The organism is Vibrio sp. YIC-376 (genome assembly GCF_052353105.1).
GTDB lineage: Bacteria > Pseudomonadota > Gammaproteobacteria > Enterobacterales > Vibrionaceae > Vibrio.
The window spans coordinates 21,022-41,072 of the sequence record NZ_JBBWFK010000006.1 but is presented as its reverse complement, the minus strand read 5'-3'; the positions used below and the strand labels follow the sequence as shown (position 1 = coordinate 41,072).

At 45.6% G+C, this 20,051-nt stretch carries 17 protein-coding genes; 11 read left to right on the top strand and 6 right to left on the bottom strand.

Annotated features, from left to right (window positions below; translation table 11 throughout):
* The first annotated feature begins 135 nt into the window (after positions 1–135).
* The 6 genes from murJ to ispH all read left to right on the top strand — a co-directional run bounded on the left by murJ (position 136) and on the right by ispH (position 8,062).
* Positions 136–1,698 (top strand): murein biosynthesis integral membrane protein MurJ, encoded by a 1,563-nt coding sequence (murJ, locus tag WJM94_RS12585; protein WP_444494562.1) that lies wholly within the window; start codon positions 136–138, stop codon positions 1,696–1,698.
* A 70-nt stretch (positions 1,699–1,768) separates the two neighbouring features.
* Positions 1,769–2,704: a bifunctional riboflavin kinase/FAD synthetase gene (ribF, locus tag WJM94_RS12580; RefSeq protein ID WP_444494561.1), complete on the top strand. Its 936-nt coding sequence runs from the start codon at positions 1,769–1,771 to the stop codon at positions 2,702–2,704.
* A gap of 64 nt (positions 2,705–2,768) precedes the next feature.
* Entirely contained in the window at positions 2,769–5,597 is a 2,829-nt protein-coding gene (gene ileS / locus WJM94_RS12575) for an isoleucine--tRNA ligase (protein WP_444494560.1), read from the top strand.
* A gap of 241 nt (positions 5,598–5,838) precedes the next feature.
* On the top strand, positions 5,839–6,339 hold the full coding sequence (lspA, locus tag WJM94_RS12570; RefSeq protein WP_444494559.1) for a signal peptidase II: 501 nt from the start codon (positions 5,839–5,841) through the stop codon (positions 6,337–6,339).
* A 302-nt stretch (positions 6,340–6,641) separates the two neighbouring features.
* Positions 6,642–7,073 (top strand): FKBP-type peptidyl-prolyl cis-trans isomerase, encoded by a 432-nt coding sequence (gene fkpB / locus WJM94_RS12565; protein ID WP_444494558.1) that lies wholly within the window; start codon positions 6,642–6,644, stop codon positions 7,071–7,073.
* 23 nt (positions 7,074–7,096) lie between these two features.
* Positions 7,097–8,062, top strand: coding sequence for a 4-hydroxy-3-methylbut-2-enyl diphosphate reductase (gene ispH / locus WJM94_RS12560; RefSeq protein ID WP_444494557.1), 966 nt, complete (start codon positions 7,097–7,099; stop codon positions 8,060–8,062).
* A 66-nt stretch (positions 8,063–8,128) separates the two neighbouring features.
* Here ispH and btsR read toward each other — a convergent pair whose 3' ends face one another.
* The 3 genes from btsR to WJM94_RS12545 form a co-directional block, all read right to left on the bottom strand.
* On the bottom strand, positions 8,129–8,857 hold the full coding sequence (btsR, locus tag WJM94_RS12555) for a two-component system response regulator BtsR (protein WP_444494556.1): 729 nt from the start codon (positions 8,855–8,857) through the stop codon (positions 8,129–8,131).
* Positions 8,858–8,887: 30 nt separating this feature from the next.
* Positions 8,888–10,558, bottom strand: a complete 1,671-nt coding sequence (locus WJM94_RS12550; protein ID WP_444494555.1) for a LytS/YhcK type 5TM receptor domain-containing protein — start codon at positions 10,556–10,558, stop codon at positions 8,888–8,890.
* Between the two features lie 148 nt (positions 10,559–10,706).
* Complete coding sequence (locus WJM94_RS12545) at positions 10,707–12,191, bottom strand: carbon starvation CstA family protein (protein ID WP_444494554.1); 1,485 nt, start codon at positions 12,189–12,191, stop codon at positions 10,707–10,709.
* A 330-nt stretch (positions 12,192–12,521) separates the two neighbouring features.
* Here WJM94_RS12545 and WJM94_RS12540 point away from each other — a divergent pair, with 330 nt between their 5' ends.
* Positions 12,522–12,863, top strand: a complete 342-nt coding sequence (locus tag WJM94_RS12540) for a DUF2799 domain-containing protein (RefSeq protein ID WP_444494553.1) — start codon at positions 12,522–12,524, stop codon at positions 12,861–12,863.
* 122 nt (positions 12,864–12,985) lie between these two features.
* Complete coding sequence (locus tag WJM94_RS12535; RefSeq protein ID WP_444494552.1) at positions 12,986–13,315, top strand: hypothetical protein; 330 nt, start codon at positions 12,986–12,988, stop codon at positions 13,313–13,315.
* Between the two features lie 41 nt (positions 13,316–13,356).
* Here the strand turns inward: WJM94_RS12535 and murQ are convergent, their stop codons facing one another.
* Entirely contained in the window at positions 13,357–14,283 is a 927-nt protein-coding gene (gene murQ / locus WJM94_RS12530) for an N-acetylmuramic acid 6-phosphate etherase (protein WP_444494551.1), read from the bottom strand.
* Positions 14,284–14,299: 16 nt separating this feature from the next.
* Positions 14,300–15,412, bottom strand: coding sequence for an anhydro-N-acetylmuramic acid kinase (locus WJM94_RS12525; protein WP_444494550.1), 1,113 nt, complete (start codon positions 15,410–15,412; stop codon positions 14,300–14,302).
* An 89-nt stretch (positions 15,413–15,501) separates the two neighbouring features.
* Between WJM94_RS12525 and nagZ the strand changes: the two genes are divergently transcribed.
* The 3 genes from nagZ to tyrA all read left to right on the top strand — a co-directional run bounded on the left by nagZ (position 15,502) and on the right by tyrA (position 18,931).
* The gene (nagZ, locus tag WJM94_RS12520) at positions 15,502–16,485 is read left to right on the top strand and encodes a beta-N-acetylhexosaminidase (protein ID WP_444494549.1); all 984 of its coding nucleotides are present in this window, start codon (positions 15,502–15,504) and stop codon (positions 16,483–16,485) included.
* A 219-nt stretch (positions 16,486–16,704) separates the two neighbouring features.
* A complete protein-coding gene (locus WJM94_RS12515; protein WP_444494548.1) occupies positions 16,705–17,778 on the top strand; it encodes a 3-deoxy-7-phosphoheptulonate synthase in 1,074 nt (357 codons plus the stop codon).
* A gap of 25 nt (positions 17,779–17,803) precedes the next feature.
* Positions 17,804–18,931: a bifunctional chorismate mutase/prephenate dehydrogenase gene (tyrA, locus tag WJM94_RS12510; protein ID WP_444494547.1), complete on the top strand. Its 1,128-nt coding sequence runs from the start codon at positions 17,804–17,806 to the stop codon at positions 18,929–18,931.
* A gap of 64 nt (positions 18,932–18,995) precedes the next feature.
* Here the strand turns inward: tyrA and WJM94_RS12505 are convergent, their stop codons facing one another.
* On the bottom strand, positions 18,996–19,988 hold the full coding sequence (locus WJM94_RS12505; protein ID WP_444494546.1) for a peptidoglycan DD-metalloendopeptidase family protein: 993 nt from the start codon (positions 19,986–19,988) through the stop codon (positions 18,996–18,998).
* Positions 19,989–20,051: the final 63 nt, after the last annotated feature.

Sequence of the window (20,051 nt, the reverse complement as noted above, 5' to 3'; positions counted from 1 at the left end):
GCATTTTTATACCAATGCTAATAATTATCCGCATAGAACTAACAATAAGCGGATAAATTTTTGACGCCTATTTAGAGCCACCGCGAACCCAAAGGTATAGGGTTGGCTTTATTATAGTTATATTCCGAGGTTACAGTGAGTAAACGACTGCTCAAGTCAGGCATGATCGTCAGTGCCATGACGCTTATTTCCCGCGTTCTAGGTTTAGTACGTGATGTAGTAGTGGCAAACCTAATGGGGGCAGGGGCGAGTGCAGACGTCTTTTTCTTTGCCAATAAAATTCCCAACTTTTTACGACGTTTATTTGCTGAAGGTGCATTTTCCCAAGCATTTGTTCCCGTTCTGACTGAAAGTCATGCCCAGGGTGACATGGATAAAACCCGTGAGCTGATTGCTCGAGCAGCCGGAACACTGGGTGTGATTGTCTCTGTGGTGACGCTGTTTGGTGTGCTCGGCTCTGGCGTAGTCACTGCACTGTTTGGCTTTGGCTGGTTTTTAGACTGGATAAATGGTGGGCCGTCGGCGGAAAAATTTGAGCTCGCGAGTATGATGCTCAAAATCACCTTCCCTTATCTCTGGTTTATTACTTTCGTCGCGCTTTCTGGCGCAATTCTCAATACGCTCGGCAAGTTTGCCGTTTCATCATTTACGCCGGTCTTTTTGAACGTCATGATCATTTTGTCGGCATGGTTTATTTCACCACAGATGTCGCAGCCAGAAATTGGCCTTGCAATTGGTGTCTTCTTGGGTGGCTTAGTTCAGTTTTTATTCCAAATCCCCTTCCTTATAAAAGCGGGCGTAATGGTCAAGCCTATGTGGGGATGGCATGATCCTGGCGTGGTTAAGATCCGTACCCTAATGATTCCGGCTTTATTTGGTGTATCAGTCAGTCAGATTAACCTGCTGTTTGATACCTTTATTGCCAGTTTTCTACAAACCGGATCGATAAGCTGGCTGTATTACTCGGATCGCTTATTGGAGTTCCCGCTCGGGTTGTTTGGTATTGCCATTGCGACAGTGATTCTGCCGGCACTTTCCCGTAAACACGTTGATGCGCACAGTGAAGGTTTTGCACACACCATGGACTGGGGCGTCCGTATGGTCACGCTACTCGGTATTCCTGCGATGTTAGGCCTAATGGTGTTGGCTAAGCCAATGCTGATGGTGTTATTTATGCGCGGTGAGTTCTCACCACAAGACGTACACCAAGCTTCACTTTCATTGCTTGCTTACTCATCAGGCTTATTAAACTTTATGTTGATCAAGGTTCTTGCGCCGGGTTACTACTCTCGTCAAGACACCAAAACGCCAGTGAAATATGGCATCATTGCGATGGTAACGAACATGGTATTTAATGCTATTTTTGCCTACTTCTATGGTTATGTTGGTTTGGCTGTTGCAACTGCCTTGTCTGCACTTGTGAACATGGTATTGCTATACCGAGGTTTACACTTAGCTGGCGTTTACCAAATTACCAAACGCACTGTCTTCTTTATTATGCGTTTGTTTCTTGCGGGTGCAGCGATGGTTGCAGCCATCATGTGGCAACTGGAAGATATGCCTGTCTGGCTAGACTGGAGCTTTGCACACCGTAGTGCTGTGTTGGGAATGTTGATCGCCTTAGGTGCTGCAGTCTACCTTGTGGTTCTATTTTTAACAGGTGTACGCTTAAAAGACCTAAAAGCTGGGACAGAGTAAGGGGGATTAGTATATAATCCGTCAGTTTCACACAGTGCAAAGTAAAAACAGGGGCATAAAGCAGTATCCAATGGAACTGATCAGAGGCATTCACAATATCACATCGCATCACTACGGGTGTGTTCTGACTATTGGCAATTTCGATGGCGTACACAGAGGCCATCAACAAGTATTGCAGCAAGTGTCTGAACAGGCGAAGGAACTTTCGTTACCTTCGGTTGTGATGACCTTTGAACCTCAGCCGATGGAGCTGTTTGCTAAAGATAAAGCACCAGCTAGGTTGACACGATTGCGCGATAAGTTCGTCCAGCTAAGCAAGCTCGACATCGATCGTTTGCTATGTGTCAATTTTAATCGACATTTTGCCAGCTTGACGGCGGAAGAGTTTATCCGTGACTTGTTGGTCGAGCGTTTGGGTGTTAAGTTTCTTGTCATTGGTGATGATTTCTGTTTTGGCCAAGGCCGCACAGGAAACTTTACTATGTTGCAAGAAGCCGGGGAAAAATACGGCTTTGAAGTCGTCAGTACCCGAAGCTTTTGTTTACAACAGTTACGAGTCAGCAGCACCGCGATTCGCGAAGCCTTGGCTGGTGATGACTTGCATTCCGCACATGACATGCTGGGAAGAAATTACAGCATCAGCGGGCGTGTTTCCCATGGAAGAAAGCTAGGCAGAACGATTGGTTTCCCTACTGCGAATATTCCTCTGAAACGCTGTGTCTCTCCGGTTTCCGGAGTCTATGTTGTTCAAGTGCTTGGCTTAGGCGATAAACCGATGGGTGGTGTGGCTAACATTGGCCAAAGACCAACGGTAAATGGCGTTCGCCAGCAGTTAGAAGTACACTTATTTGACTTTCATGCCAATTTATATGGCAAGCAACTAGAAGTGGAACTTTTGCACAAACTTCGAGATGAGCAAAAGTTTGAGTCGTTTGAAGCACTTAAACAACAAATCGAATTGGATGCTGAAGCAGCAAGGGTGTGGCTGCGTCAGCTTAAGGGTTGAGCGGTTTATTCCACCGTTCGACATAATGTCTAATTTTCGCCCAATATAACGGAATTAAGAATCGATGAGTGAGTATAAAGATACCCTGAACTTACCTGAAACAGGGTTTCCAATGCGCGGCAACCTGGCTAATCGTGAGCCAGAAATGCTTGAGCGTTGGTACAAAGAAGATCTTTACGGTGAAATCCGTAAAGCTAAGAAAGGCAAAAAGTCATTCGTATTGCACGATGGCCCTCCTTACGCAAATGGTGACATTCACATTGGTCACGCACTAAACAAGATTCTTAAAGACATTATTATTAAATCCAAAACACTTTCAGGTTTTGACGCACCTTACATCCCTGGTTGGGACTGCCACGGTCTGCCTATCGAATTGATGGTAGAGAAGAAAGTAGGCAAACCAGGCCAAAAAGTAACTGCAGCAGAATTCCGCGAAAAATGTCGTGAATACGCATCAGGCCAGGTAGAAGGCCAGAAAGAGAGTTTCAAGCGTCTTGGTATCTTGGGTGAGTGGGATAAACCATACCGCACTATGGATTTCGATACTGAAGCGAACATTATCCGTGCGCTTGGTAAAATCGCGAGCAAAGGTCACCTGCTAAAAGGCTTCAAACCTGTTCACTGGTGTACAGATTGTGGTAGCGCACTGGCTGAAGCAGAAGTGGAATACAAAGATAAAGTATCTCCATCTATCGACGTACGTTTTAAAACGGCGGACGAATCGGCACTTCTGTCTAAGTTCGAACTGACTCAAGGTCATGAAGGTAAGGGTGACGTTTCTATCGTTATCTGGACAACAACGCCTTGGACATTACCAGCGAACCGCGCTGTGTGTCTGCGTGACGATCTTGAGTATGTACTTATCCAGGTTGAAGGTGACAACCCAGAGCGTATTATCGTTGCTGCTGAGCTAGCAAAAGAGGTAATGGATCGCGCGGGCATTGAGCACTTCCACAACCTTGGTTTTGCCAAAGGTGCGGACTTAGAGCTTTCTCAGTTCCAACACCCATTCTACGATTTCACTGTACCGGCGATCTTAGGTGATCACGTTACTACTGACTCAGGTACTGGTGTTGTACACACTGCACCTGGCCACGGTCAGGAAGACTTCGCGGTTGGCCAAAAGTACAACCTAGAAGTAGCAAACCCAGTAGGTTCAAACGGTGTTTACTTACCTGATACTGAGCTATTCGCTGGTCAGCACGTATTTAAAGCAAACGATGCCGTTGTTGAAACGCTAAAAGAAAAAGGCGCGCTACTGCATCATCACGCTTACGAGCACAGCTACCCACACTGTTGGCGTCATAAGACTCCAATCATTTTCCGTGCAACACCTCAGTGGTTCGTATCAATGGACCAGGCTGGCCTTCGTGCAAAAGCACTAGAAGCAATCAAGGGTGTTCAGTGGATGCCTGAGTGGGGTCAAAGCCGTATCGAAGGTATGATTGAAGGTCGTCCTGAGTGGTGTATCTCTCGTCAACGTACTTGGGGTGTGCCGATCGCTCTGTTTGTACATAAAGAGACAGCTGAACTTCATCCAAATACGCTTGAACTGATCGAAACAGTGGCAAAACTGGTTGAAGAGAAAGGCATTCAGGCATGGTGGGATGTGGATGCTGCCGAGATTCTGGGTGAAGAAGCAAGCCAGTACGAAAAAGTGTTAGACACGCTAGACGTATGGTTTGACTCTGGTGTTACTCACTTCTCTGTCGTTGATGCTCGTGAAGAATACAACGGTAACAGCGCAGATTTATACCTGGAAGGTTCTGACCAACACCGTGGTTGGTTCCAGTCGTCTCTGATTTCATCTATCGCGATGAAAGATGTAGCGCCTTACAAGCAAGTACTGACTCATGGTTTCGTTGTTGATGGCCAAGGCCGCAAGATGTCGAAATCTATCGGTAACGTTGTTGCACCAAAAGATGTAACGAACAAGCTAGGTGCAGATATCCTGCGTCTATGGGTTGCTTCGACAGACTACACTGGTGAAGTAGCGGTTTCTGATGAAATCTTAAAACGCAGTGCAGATGCATACCGTCGTATCCGTAACACAGCGCGTTTCTTCCTTGCGAACCTGAATGGTTTCAACCCAGAAACCGACATCGTTCCTGCTGAAGAAATGGTTGCTCTGGATCGCTGGGCGGTAGGCCGTGCACTGGCTGCGCAAGAAGAGATCGTGAAAGCGTACGACGAGTACAACACGCACGCTGTAATGCAGCGCCTAATGCACTTCTGTTCTATCGAAATGGGTTCGTTCTACCTAGATGTGATTAAAGACCGTCAGTACACAGCAAAACGTGGCGGTCACGCTCAACGTAGCTGTCAGACTGCACTTTACTACATCGTAGAAGCACTTGTTCGTTGGATGGCTCCTATCATGTCTTTCACTGCAGATGAAATCTGGAGCGAAATGCCAGGTGAGCGTGACAAGTTCGTGTTTACTGGTGAGTGGTTCGATGGTCTGTTTGGTCTTACTGAAGACGAAGCGCTTAGCAACGAGTTCTGGACTGAAATCCAGAAAGTTCGTGGTGCGGTGAACAAACTACTAGAAGCGGCACGTGGTGAGAAAACCATCGGTGGCGCACTTCAAGCTGAACTAACTCTATTTGCTGATGACGCACTGGCTGCGAAAATCAACAAACTGGAAGATGAACTACGCTTCGTACTACTTACTTCTGCAGCAACAGTGAAGCCACTAAGCGAGAAGTCTGACGCAGCACAAGCGACAGATATCGAAGGTCTGTTCGTTGAAGTGAAAGCAACGGAATCTGAGAAGTGTGACCGTTGTTGGCACCACACTCCAGACGTAGGCACAATCGCGGGTCACGAGACAATCTGTGGTCGTTGTGTGTCGAACGTTGAAGGAGAAGGCGAAGTACGTAAATTTGCATAAGTAGCAAAGTAACGACTGAACTTTTTAGCAATTCTATAGCCCCAGTATCTACTGGGGTTATTTTTATTATCCAGTACAGTCTCTTACCTGTGAATTCCACTCACGTTATCCTTGCAAGGAGATAACGAGCGAGTGGGATATCTATGGTATTAATGACAGTTTAGGTCCCTTATTGTGCTCGTTCCTTACTATCGGGAATGATGAGTTTGCAGTGGGTTAGTTGATTGAGATAGGGATAGAAATGAGTCATATTCCATTAAAGCAATCTGGTGTACGTTGGCTATGGCTGGCTATTGTAATTTTTCTGGCTGACATTGGCATCAAGTACCTAGTGATGAACAACATGGGTTTCGGTTGGGCAAACCGCATTGAGATTTTGCCTTTCTTTAACCTCCTGTATGTCCATAACTATGGTGCAGCATTTAGCTTTTTGAGCGATCAGGCGGGTTGGCAACGTTGGTTGTTTACTGGCATTGCTTTCATTGTGTCAGGTCTTTTGACTTACTGGATGAGCAAGCTTCCAGCGAAAGAAAAATGGAACAACATCGCTTACGCCATGATTATTGGTGGCGCAGTTGGCAATGTTTTCGACCGGGTGATTCATGGCTTTGTGGTCGATTACCTCGACTTCTACTGGGGCAATTACCATTGGCCAGCTTTCAATCTTGCAGATATGACGATCTGTGTTGGTGCGGCGATGATCATCCTTGATGGATTTCGTAAAAAAGAGTCTGAGAAGTAAATCTAGCCAACAATATTCCAATAACCTTAGGCGTCGTCCGTTGATTCGTGCGGCGCTTTTTATTATGTTGGAGCGCACATCAGCGCACCTTCATAAATAAAGTTAAAAGCGCTGTATATCAATCACAGTAAATGAGTGTGCAGAAATGGCGTAGGAAAAAGACTTGAGAGCAAGGCACAGTTTTTAGATAAGTAGTTATTCTACAATCCAAAAGTGTAACGAAGTGATCGAGCTTTTTAACAAGCTAGAATGACCAGTTATTTACTACGATTGGTATTACCCAAGAATAAGGAAGCAGTAACGTGACAACAATTACTAATGATTCGGTAGTAACTCTACACTTCACCATTAAAATGAAAGATGGCTCGGTGGCAGACAGCACTCATAATATGGGTAAGCCAGCTAAATTTGTGATGGGCGATGGCAGCCTGAGCGAAAACTTTGAGCAGTGCCTGGTTGGACTTCAATCCGGTGAGCAAAAAGCGATTGAGCTTGAAGCGAAAGATGCGTTTGGCATGCCGAATCCGGATCATATCCATTATATGGATCGCGCCAAATTTGTTGGCGATGCAGAAGTCGAGGTTGGTACCATCATGGCATTCAGCGGTCCAGATGGTATGGAAATCCCGGGCATCATTACTGAAATTGCCGGTGATTCAGTAACGGTTGACTTTAACCACCCTCTGGCAGGACAAGACGTGACTTTCGAAGTTGAGATTTTGTCAGTAGAATAGCGACCCAAGTAAAGATAACTTCCATGAGCAATGAAATGAAAATCCTATTAGCTAACCCACGCGGTTTTTGTGCAGGTGTTGACCGTGCGATTAGCATCGTAGAGCGTGCGCTAGAGATGTATCAGCCACCGATTTATGTCCGTCATGAGGTGGTTCACAACCGTTTTGTGGTAGAAGGGCTCAAACAACGCGGTGCGATCTTCGTAGAAGAGTTACATGAAGTGCCTGACAATAACATTGTGATTTTTTCTGCTCATGGTGTATCACAAGCAGTTCGCCAAGAAGCGAAGCTACGTGATCTCACGGTATTTGATGCAACGTGTCCACTGGTAACTAAAGTCCATATGGAAGTGGCGCGTGCAAGCCGCCGTAATATGGAAGTGGTGCTGATTGGTCACGCAGGGCATCCAGAAGTGGAAGGTACTATGGGGCAGTACGCTAGTGAAACGGGCGGTATGTACTTAGTAGAAACACCTGCTGATGTAGAGAAGCTAAAAGCGATCGTTAAAGATCCTTCCGATCTGCATTACGTAAGCCAGACCACGCTTTCTGTTGATGAGACGGCTGATGTCATTGAAGAACTACGACGCGTATTTCCGGATATTCAAGGCCCTCGTAAAGATGATATCTGCTACGCAACGCAAAACCGTCAGGACGCAGTGCGCGACATGGCGAGCGACGTGGATGTGATGGTTGTGGTGGGTTCTAAGAACTCGTCTAACTCAACGCGTCTAAAAGAGCTGGCAGAGAAGCTGGGTACACCGGGCTACCTGACAGATTGTCCTGAAGACATCAAACCTGAATGGTTCGAAGGCAAAACGAAAGTGGGTGTGACAGCTGGCGCATCGGCACCAGAGGAATTGGTTAATCAGATTCTTGAACGCATTAAGGAACTGATTGGTGCGCGCTCCGTAGATGAAGTTTCAGGCAGAGAAGAGAACATGTTCTTCGAAGTACCTAAAGAACTGCAGATCAAGCAAGTGGACTAATATCCAGTTATCAAATATTCAAAGGTGAACCTCAAGGGCGCCTTTTTTGGTCGAATTGATTGGTGCTTAATTATTGATACCAAGCATTTCTTTGAGTACTTTCAGATAGCGTCGACTTACTGGGATCTCAAAACCTGTCTTGGTGATGATTTCCGCTAACCCGTTTTCTAACAGTTTAATTTCGCTGATCGCTTTGATACTGACGAGGTACTGCCGATGACACCGTACCAGTGGCGTTTTTTCTTCGATTGTCTTTAGCGTTAACTGCGTACTGGCTGTCTGACTTACAGATCGCACGTGAACGCCGCTGAAATCGCTATAGGCACATTCAACCGTATCGGTTGCCATAATCACAATCCGGTTATGACCAATACAAGGTATCTGGTCTAATGTATCTGGCGTGATGGCCGACAATTGCTGAGTCAGTGTCGACTGGTTGATGGTCTTATGCAGACGTTTCACGGTTTTGTTTAAGCGATTCGGGTCGACGGGCTTCAGCAAATAGTCAAAAGCATTATCTTCGAACGCCTGAATGGCATACTGGTCGTAGGCCGTCACAAAGACCACGTATGGCATCGTTTCAGGATCCAGCATGCCGAGCAGTTCAATGCCAGTCACTTGAGGCATCTGGATATCTAAGAACACCACATCAGGCTTGAGTTCATTGATTTTTTTCAGTCCCAAGATGGCGTTAGACGCATCGCCTACCACTTCTACCTGGCCTGTTTCTGACAATAACTCTGCTAATTCTTCACGAGCAAATTGTTCATCATCAATGACGAGTGCGGTTAACATCCTCTATTACCTTTATTGTGACTGTCGTTTTTACGATTTAGAGGGAATGATAAAACTCATTTTAGTAAATTGATGCTTCTCGCACGTAATTTTTAGCGCTGAATCACGTCCGAATTGATTTGTGAGACGTTTATCGACAATTTCTAAGCCTAATCCCGAGTGGTTATCTTGAGGAGGCTTAAAGCTACCAGCATTGTCTTCTACGGTAATCAGGTAACCTTGTGGATGCACTTGGCTGTATATCTTGACTTTACCGCCTTCCAGCATGTTGGAAATGCCGTGTTTGATGGCGTTTTCAACCAGAGGCTGGAGTGTGAAGCTTGGTAACTTGATGTCCAGTAATTCTGGTTCAATATCTATCTCTACTTCTAGACGGTCAGTAAAACGTGCTTTCTCAATACTCAGGTAAGAGTTCACATGGGCGAGTTCTTCTTTTAGCGTCACGGTATTGATGTTTTGTTTTAAGTTACTGCGGAAAAAATGAGATAAATTTTGAATCAACTCGCGAGCTTTATCTGGATCACGACGCGTGATCGCACTAATAGTATTCAGTGCATTAAACAAGAAATGCGGGTTGACCTGCGCATGCAATAATTTGATTTCTGCCTGAGCTAACAAGGCTTGTTGTTGCTGGTAATCGCCATATAAGATCTGGCTCGACAATAGTTGGGCAATCCCTTCTCCCATTGACTTGTTTACCGTTGAAAACAGCTTTCGCTTCGGCTCATAGAGCTTAATCGTGCCAATCACTTCCTTACCTGCACGCAGAGGAATGATAAGCGCAGAACCTAGTTTGCAGTCTTTCGCTATTGAGCACTGATATGGACGCTCCGAGCCATCGAGATAAATGATGTCGTTTTTCTCCATCGAGTCCAACGTACTCTGTGAAGAAATCGGGGTATTTGGCTTATGGTGATCATCACCGATACCAACAAAGGCGAGGATTTTTTTCTGATCCGTAATCGCGACGGCACCCACGTTTGTCTCTTCGTAAATGATGCGCGCGATTTTCTCTGCATTTTGGGTGTTAAAACCGTTACTTAAAATACCCACAGAACGGTCAGCAATGGTTAAGGCGCGACGTGAGAAAGTGGCAGAGTATTTTTCAAAAATAGTTTTACGATCTTGCAGGATACTCATAAACAGAGCTGCGCCGAATGAGTTGGCAATGATCATAGGAGCAGCAATGGCAGACACCAATTCATAGGCTTGGTCGAATGGTTTTGCGACTGCCAGCAGCAAGATCATCTGAACCACTTCAGCCACAAAGGTAACGCTGAATACAACGCTTGGGTTAAACAGCAGGGCACCTTTGTTACGTTTGATCAGATACACATGGAGTAGGCCACCAATTACTCCTTCGGCGGTCGTTGAGATTGCACAGGCTAAGTCAGTAAAACCACCAAGCGTGTAGCGGTGAATACCGCCGGTGAGACCGACAGCGAAACCAACCACTGGGCCGCCAAATAATCCGCCCATCACCGCGCCAATAGCTCGGGTGTTAGCTATTGCATCGTTAATGTGCAGACCAAAATAGGTGCCGAGAATACAAAAGCCGGAAAAGAGTACATAACAGATTAAGCGGTGACTTAAACGTGAAGAAATGCTCAGCAAAGGTAAGATTATTGGCGTTTTACTCAGCATGTACGCCAGTACCAAGTAAACACACATTTGCTGTAATAGGGAAATAACCAGTTCCATAACGAACCTAACCTGAAATCAATGATGTTATTGTATACCTAAACAACCTCAAGGTTTTATCAGCCTTTAAAGTCATTTGGGTATAAAACAAAAAGAGCCTGCGTTGGGGCAGGCTCTCTGTCTTAATCAGTCAATGAATGATCTGGGATTAAGCGGTTTCTGATGCTGCTTGTGGTTTCTCTTCGTCCGCCAGTTCAGTTTCGCCTTTACCTTTAGAGGTTTTGATAACGTAACCTGTTACAACTAGTGAGAAGATGATACCTGCGATAGTTGATACTTGCATTGGCAGACCGAAACCTAGCGTGCTGTTGTTCAGAATGAACGTCACACATACTGTAGTCATGAACATTGCAGGGACAGTGGTAATCCAGTGCAGTTTGTTATGACGAAGTAGGTAAGCAGAAGCAGTCCAAAGCATCATTACTGCGGTTGTCTGGTTTGCAAAACCGAAGTAGCGCCAGATGATACCGAAGTCTACTTGAGTCAGGATAGCGCCGATAACGAACAGTGGAAGTGCCATCAATAGTCGGTTACGCAGCGTTTTCTGTTCCATGTTGAAGTATTCAGCAAGGATTAGACGGCTTGAACGGAACGCTGTGTCACCTGAAGTGATAGGCAGGATAACCACACCTAGGAACGCGATGATGCCACCAAACACACCTAGTAGACCAAATGAAGCGCTGTATACCACGTTACCAGGACCACCGTTCTTCACCGCTTCTGACAATGCGTCTAGAGAACCGAAGAAAGACAGAGCGATAGCACACCAGATTAGGGCGATAACACCTTCACCGATCATTGCACCGTAGAATACGAAGCGACCATTTTTCTCATTTTCCATACAACGAGCCATCAGTGGAGACTGAGTTGCGTGGAAGCCTGAGATAGCACCACATGCGATAGTGATGAATAGTGCTGGCCATAGAGGCATGTCATTCGGATTTAAGTTCGAGAACATGTCTGATACTTGGAAATCACCCATTACTGTGTGCTCGCTAGAGAAAGCAATCGCAGACATCAGGCCAACAGACATGAAGATTAGCAGTGCGCCAAACAGTGGGTAGAAGCGACCAATGATCTTATCAACAGGAACAATTGTCGCAATGATGTAGTAGGCAAAGATTACAACAACCATCGTTGTCATGCTTACGTTTAGGCTAGTTTGATCATTGATTAGGTTTGTGATCATGCCAGCAGGTGCCGATACGAATACCACACCAACAAGAAGCAACAAGACAATGGCAAAAATGTTCATAAAGTGTTTAGCGCCATTACCTAAGTAGCGACCAGTAATCGTTGGTACAGAAGCACCACCGTTACGAACAGACAGCATACCTGAGAAGTAATCGTGTACTGCGCCCGCAAAGATACAGCCAATTACGATCCACAGCATTGCCGCAGGGCCGTATAGTGCACCCATGATTGGGCCAAAGATTGGACCTACGCCAGCGATATTCAGTAGCTGAACCAGGTAAACTTTCTTGGTTGACATTGGAACGTAGTCAACACCATCTGCTTTGGTATGAGCAGGTGTTTGGCGTTTTTCATTAATGCCAAAAATTTTCTCAACGAAAGCGCCGTAGATGAAATATCCGCCGATAAGGGCTGCGACACAGGTTAGAAACCACATCATAACTATTGTCCTTAGTTAGTAGGATAGGGTAATTGTTTTAATTTCAGGATGCATGTTATGCGCTGCAGTTGTTAATTGCATTCGCTTAGTCGATGAGTGGTCGAATAGGGTTACGAGTGGTCGATATGACCCGCGAGTGGTTTTAATCCTTGCTCAGTGGTCGCCAAAAGCAGTGAGTGGTATCTGTGTGGATTGAATGGTACCGACTTTGCCGTGAACGGTTGGCTGGCACAATCAGCGGCGAAATACACAGATAAACGGTCAAACCGAGAAATTAGTGATAAGCTTATTTTGAAAACGAATTTTTAAAACAATAAGTTAAGGGAATATATGAAAAAGGCAACGTTAGGGTTAGCGCTGGCTTTACTGGCAGGGTGTACAGCAACCACAGAAGATCTTGCGCAATCCGGGGACTGGTACCAAATTGGTTATCGGGATGGTGTGGCGGGCCATACATCACGCACGGTAAAAGAGCTAAGAGAGATGGGAAATGCAAAGCAAGGGGATTACGACCAGGGTTATCTGGAAGGTTTAGCTGAATACTGTAACCCAGATATTGCATACCAGATTGGACTATCCGGTCAGTACTATGAAGGGGTATGTGAAGGGACAAAGAATGCGCAAAAATTCCGTATGGAATGGCAGCGTGGTTGGAATGAATACAATAAGTAACAGTGCAACTCATGCTATTGCATAATCAAGACGACCGTCTGACTTGTTAATCTTCTGACAATTGAGGTGAACTTGTTTGTTTTACTTTTGCCATTGAGATTGAATTCAGAGTGATTCCGACGATGAAAAAGTACTGCCTGCTCACTTTAGTTTTATTACCACTGACTGTCAGTGCGTCTAATGCGCTGAAGGATACGATTAAAGCTAAACGTAAATACGAGCATAGCAAAAGTCATATTACTAATACGCTCGATAATACGAAACGTGATATCGAAGAGATCACCAGTGGAACTTACGTGCAGAATCAGGCGAAACGTGAGGCTAAGAAAGCAACGAGCAAGTACACCAACAAAGTGGAAAACGTTAAAAATGCCGCAGACCCAGAGCATATCAAGCGTAAAGCCAACAATGAGCTCAATCGCCAGGTTGATGAATGGCTATATGAAGATTAACGAGTAAAGAAAAAGGTGACAATCGGTCACCTTTTTAACTCTTATTTGGTTTGGTGCTTTTCTACCGCTTTCCGCAGGAAACCATCCTGATGAGCCAGTTGCTGACGAGCAGTGTCGATATCAAGATCGGTCAGGATCATCAAGATCGCCAGTTTTACCTCATAGTCCGTTTGCTTGAGTACTGCTGTTGCCTGTTCTTTACGGCAGTCTGTCGCTTGCATCACGATACGAGCAGCACGAGCGACCAGTTTTTCATTGGTTGCTTTTACGTCTACCATCAGATTTTGGTAGCTCTTACCAATACGAATCATACTTGCAGTTGTCAGCATGTTCAGCACCAGCTTCTGTGCCGTACCTGATTTCAAGCGGGTCGAGCCCGTCAATGCCTCAGGGCCTACGACTGGACTGATAGCAATGTCAGCGATATCGGCAATCGGAGAGTCTGGGTTACAAGATAGCGCTACTGTTGTTGCTCCAATCTCATTCGCATACTCTAATCCACCGATCACGTAAGGCGTTCTGCCACTTGCTGCGATACCGACAACCACATCATTTTTATTGAAGTCGATACTCATTAAATCTTGTTCGCCAAGCAAAGGGGAGTCTTCTGCGCCTTCTTTGGCTTTCAAGATAGCTTCTGGTCCGCCAGCTATCAGACCAATCACCATCTTATCTGATACTCCAAACGTTGGTGGGCATTCTGATGCATCCAGTACGCCTAAACGACCGCTGGTTCCTGCACCCATGTAAACCAGTCTGCCACCTGCTTTAAATGCATCCGTGATCTTATCGACCGCGAGTGCTATCTCAGGAAGGACCTTTTCCACGGCAAGAGGAACGAGTTTGTCTTGCTGATTGATTCGCTGAACAATATCCAGAGAAGGCAGTAAGTCGATATCCATCGTTTCAGGGTTACGTCCTTCTGAAACGAGATGCGATAAAGCAGCGATAAGTGCGTCGTTTGTCATAATTAAGCCTTCGTTATTAATTGTTGGAATAGAGCACACCAAGAGAAGCAAAGCTTCTCGCCCCAGTGACTTCCGGTAAATTGCTCGGCAAACCATGAATATGACGCTGAGCTAACCACGCAAACGCCATCGCTTCCATATAGTCGCCATCCACACCTCTCTCATTTGTGGTGGCCACTTGCCATTGCGGGAGTAATTTCGCTAAACGCTGCATCAACAGTGGGTTTCTCGCTCCGCCACCACAAACCAGTAGTTGCGGAGATGAGCCATAAGCAAATTTCTCTACTTCATTGGCAATGGTTATTGCTGAGTACTCACAGAGTGTCCGCTGCACATCTTCCGCAGATAGCTGGTGGTTAGTCACATGGGATTGCAACCACTCGATATTAAACAGCTCACGACCAGTGCTTTTTGGCGCCGGCATGGCTAAATACGGATCTTGCAGCAATTGTTCAAGGAATGCTTGGTTAACTTTACCTTGTAGAGCCATTTGTGCGTCTTTATCGAACCCTTGCGCAGTATGCTTCTCGCACCAGGCATCCATCAACATATTACCCGGTCCGGTGTCGTAACCAATAACGGGTTGTTGCGGGTGTAAAACAGAAATATTGGCAATACCACCAATGTTTAATACAACCGTTGTTGAATCTTGCATAGCAAAAATGCTTTTGTGGAAAGCAGGAACAAGAGGAGCGCCCTGACCACCAAGCGCCATATCCTTACGACGAAAATCGGCCACCGTATCGATGCCGGTTTTCACCGCGATGATATTGGCATCACCCAATTGAGTAGTAAAAGGATACTCGCCGTTTGGCTGGTGGAACACGGTTTGACCATGATTGCCAATCGCCCGAATTTGCTCAGCCGAATAGCCGGACTTCTCTAGCAGTTGCAAAACCGCATCTGCGAACAGGTGACCAAGTTGGTGGTCGAGCTCACCGATGGTTTTTAAGTTAGTGGCTTGACCGGTGCAAACGGATAATAAAGCCTGCTTGAGTGGCTTTGGCATTGGATAATCATCGTGCGCAATAAGCTCAACCCGGCTACCTTCAATTGCAACCAAAGCGGTATCGACACCATCCATACTCGTGCCAGACATCACGCCAATGTAAAGTTCGTTAAAATTCACAGCCGATCTCGTCAATTCTTCATTCGCTTATTGTAAAGCAAATCTGAAGCGAATAACCTCATTTAGAACCAGATATTTGAGGAGAAAACATGGGTCCGTTATGGGTTGACGTTGCAGGTTATGAGCTGACTGCTGAAGACAAAGAAATTTTGGAGCATCCAACGGTTGGTGGCTTGATTCTGTTTACACGTAATTATCATGATAGCGAGCAACTTCAGGCACTTACCCAGTCTATCCGTAAAGCGGCGAAACGCCCGCTTCTGATTGGTGTCGATCAGGAGGGAGGTCGAGTTCAGCGATTCCGTGAGGGCTTCTCTTTAATTCCCGCTGCAGATGAATATGCCAAACATCGCAACGGCGAAGAGCTTGCCAGAATGGGTGGCTGGCTTATGGCGGCAGAGCTGATTGCGCACGACATTGACTTGAGCTTTGCTCCCGTGCTGGATAAGGGCCATCAATGTAAAGCGATTGGAAGTCGATCTTTTGGGGAAGATGCAGATACCATACTTCGTCACAGCAGCGCTTATATGCAAGGTATGAAAAGTATCGGCATGGCCACAACGGGCAAACACTTTCCCGGTCATGGTGGGGTGATTGCTGACTCTCATCTGGAAACGCCATATGACGAGCGCAGTGATATCTTTGAACAAGATATGGCGATTTTCAAAGCTCAGATCGAGGCCGGAATTCTGGATGCCATGATGCCTGCTCACGTTATTTTCCCCAATTACGATTCTCAACCTGCCAGCGGTTCCGAATATTGGCTGAAGAAAATTCTGCGTCAGCAGCTGGGCTTCAAAGGCTTGATCTTCTCTGATGATTTGACGATGGAAGGGGCCGTCATCATGGGCGGGCCAGCAGAACGTTCTATTCAGGCTTTGAATGCGGGTTGTGACATGCTACTGATGTGCAATAAACGAGATGCTCAAGTCGAGGCGCTGGATAACTTGCCTATCTCGAGTGTGCCACAAGCCAACGCGTTGCTGAAAAAACAGGGTTTCTCATTAAGTGAACTTAAGCTATCGCAAGAATGGAAACAAGCCAGTGAAGCGATGAAACGTTTAACTCAATAAAACTTGCCATTTGTATCAGTGTAAACTGTTAAAAACACCCAACTTAAGCCAAAGCTAAACAAGTTTTGGCTTTTTATTTGGTGTAAATATATTCTTACATTTAATGTTTTTTAATTTGTACACTTGTTTTTCTGTTTTAGCCTGTTATCTTGTCGTTAATGCTTAGTTGTCTCACCAAGGATTTGGTTGGGTGTAAAAAATAATATACAGGTCAAGATTATGAAAAAAAGTGAATTGAGCGACATTAACATCGTCGAAGAACAGGTTCTTATCACTCCTGATGAGTTAAAAGCAAAACTGCCTCTGAGTGAAAAAGCACGTCGCTTTATCAGAGAATCTCGTCAAACCATTGCTAACATCATCCATAAGAAAGATCACCGTCTACTTGTTGTGTGTGGGCCTTGTTCTATCCACGATGTTGAAGCAGCAAAGGATTACGCAAAACGTCTTAAAGCTCTTTCTGAACAACTAAGCGACCAACTGTATATTGTTATGCGTGTTTACTTTGAAAAGCCTCGTACGACTGTTGGCTGGAAAGGTTTAGTCAATGACCCACACCTGGACGGCAGTTTTGATATCGAGCATGGTCTGCATGTAGGTCGCGAATTGCTGGTTGAATTGGCTGAGATGGAAATTCCACTTGCAACAGAGGCTCTTGACCCTATTAGCCCTCAGTACATAGCCGATACCTTCAGCTGGGCAGCGATTGGTGCGCGTACAACGGAATCGCAAACTCACCGAGAAATGGCAAGTGGTCTATCGACGCCGATTGGTTTTAAAAACGGTACGGATGGCAGCTTAGCGACTGCTATCAACGCGATGCAGGCAGCATCTTCTAGCCACCGTTTCATGGGCATTAACCGTGAAGGGCAAGTTGCACTGCTGACGACCAAAGGTAACCCTAATGGTCATGTGATCCTACGTGGTGGTAAGCAGACTAACTACGATTCGGTGTCGGTGAATGAGTGTGAACAAGAAATGGCGAAGTTAGGCCTCGATGCTTCACTGATGGTTGACTGTAGCCATGCTAACTCACGTAAAGACTACCGCCGTCAACCGTTGGTTGCTGAAGACGTTATCCATCAAATCCGTGAAGGCAACAAGTCTATTATTGGTCTGATGATTGAAAGTCACATCAATGAAGGCAATCAGTCTTCTGATCTTAAACTGGAAGAGATGAAATATGGTGTATCTATCACCGACGCATGTATCAATTGGGAGTCAACTGAGGCACTATTACGCCATGCACACGAAGAGCTGGTGCCTTTCCTAGAAAACCGCCTAAAAGGCTAAAACGGAACTTATTTAAGGAACATCAATGGCAGTTGAACTTAACGCATTACGCGATCAGATTGATGCAGTCGACAAACAAATGTTGGAGCTTTTGTCTCAGCGTTTAGCGCTGGTAGAAAAAGTGGGGGAAGTAAAAAGCGAACACGGTTTGCCAATTTATGCCCCTGATCGAGAGGCGGCAATGTTAGCCTCTCGTCGAGCTGAAGCTGAAAAAATGGGTGTACCTCCACAGCTGATTGAAGACATTCTTCGTCGTACCATGCGTGAGTCTTATGCCAGTGAGAAAGATTCCGGTTTTAAGTGTTTGAACCCAGAATTGCGTTCAGTCGTGATTATTGGTGGTAATGGTCAGCTGGGCGGTCTGTTTGGGCGTATGTTCAAATTGTCCGGCTACCAGGTCAAAGTACTGGGCAGTAAAGACTGGGATCGAGCTGATGAGATCTTAGACAATGCGGGTTTAGTGGTCGTTACTGTGCCGATTCATCTGACGGAAGGGGTTATCGAGAAGCTTGGTAACCTTCCGGAAGATTGTATTTTGTGCGACTTAACGTCGATCAAGTCGAAGCCACTGCAAGCGATGCTTAAGGTGCACTCTGGTCCGGTTGTCGGTCTGCACCCAATGTTTGGCCCTGATGTTCCAAGTCTTGCTAAGCAAGTTATCGTTTACTGTGACGGCCGCGGTAATGAGCACTACCAATGGCTGTTACAACAATTTGCCATTTGGGGTGCAAGCTTGTGTCAAATTGATGCTGAAGAACATGACCATGGAATGACGCTAATTCAGGCACTGCGCCACTTTACGTCATTTGCTTACGGCATGCACTTGAGTAAAGAAAACCCGAATATTGAGCAACTGTTGAAATTGAGTTCTCCAATCTACCGTCTTGAATTGGCGATGGTTGGCCGACTGTTTGGTCAGGATCCGAACCTGTACGGCGATATCATTTTCTCGTCGCAGGAGAACATTGATATGATCAAGCGCTTCCATCAGCGCTTAGGTGATGTCGTTGCGATTCTCGATAGTAAAGATAAAGCCAAATTCGTGGCGAGCTTCAGACAGGTCAGCGATTGGTTCGGCAAGTACTCTCAACAATTTATGAATGAGAGCCAAAACTTGCTTAAGCAAGCAAATGATAATATTCACCGTGGTTAATCGATTGATATAAAAAGAAAAGAGCAGCTTTGGCTGCTCTTTTCTTTTTATGCTTTCTGAAAAATCAGTTAACCGCAGTTTCGTCGTTATCTTCACTGGATACGGTGTTAATACTGGTATCACGGTAAGGTGAGTTGGTTAAATTGATTTGCAGGCGAACGACGTTATCAATCAACTGGACCAATGGTCCCCATTTAACTCTGTTCTCTTTTTCAAATACATAATTGAAGTTTTCTGGTGTCCAATCCATCAAATGCTGAGGGTTCATTGCTCTGCCAAGGAAATGTACTTCGTAATGTAGGTGCGGGCCTGTTGAGCTACCGGAGTTCCCGCATTGAGCGATAACATCACCTTTACTGACGAATTGGCCGCTTTTCACATTGAAGTGCTGCAAGTGAGCGAAAGAGCTCATAAAACCAAACGAATGACGTAACGTAAGGTAGTTGCCATAACCTGAGCTACCCGGGCGAACCGTCTCCACGACGCCATCTGCAGGGGCTAATACTTCCTCACCGCTCTTACAGGTTAAATCGATACCGGTATGAACGTGCCTTTTTCCTGATATAGGGTTAATCCGGCTGCCATAAGGGGAAGAAATACGCTGATAAGTAATCGGACTGTCATTGGGTATTAGACGAAACATGGTTGCACGAACGGCAGAATCTATCGCCGCGGCGTCGATCCTTTCTTCTAGCGCTAAATTGTTTTCATCGAGCATCAGTTCTTCGTCTGCCAGACCAAGAACGGACTCAACATCAAATACACGTTTTCCTAACAGCTGGATTTGATTGCTCTTGTCGGTAAGTGCTTGAGATAGCGAGTGATTGGTATCAAGCTGCTCTTCGTAAAGAGCGGTGATTTCGTTTTTCTCGCTCTCTAACTTAGCGATGGTCTCATCTTGATCATAGCGTTGCTGCTGAGTCATGAGCCAAGCACCACCGAATACAGCAGGTAATGCGATGACTGAAGCTAATAGTGTAATGACCGAAGTGCGGCCAAAATAAAAGTGTTGATCTCCGTTTTGTGTCGGGATCTGAATAGTGATTTTTTTAGACATAGTTATTGTCACTTAAATAGGCATTGATTATTTCTCTCCTAAATCCGAATGATGTTTTGACCC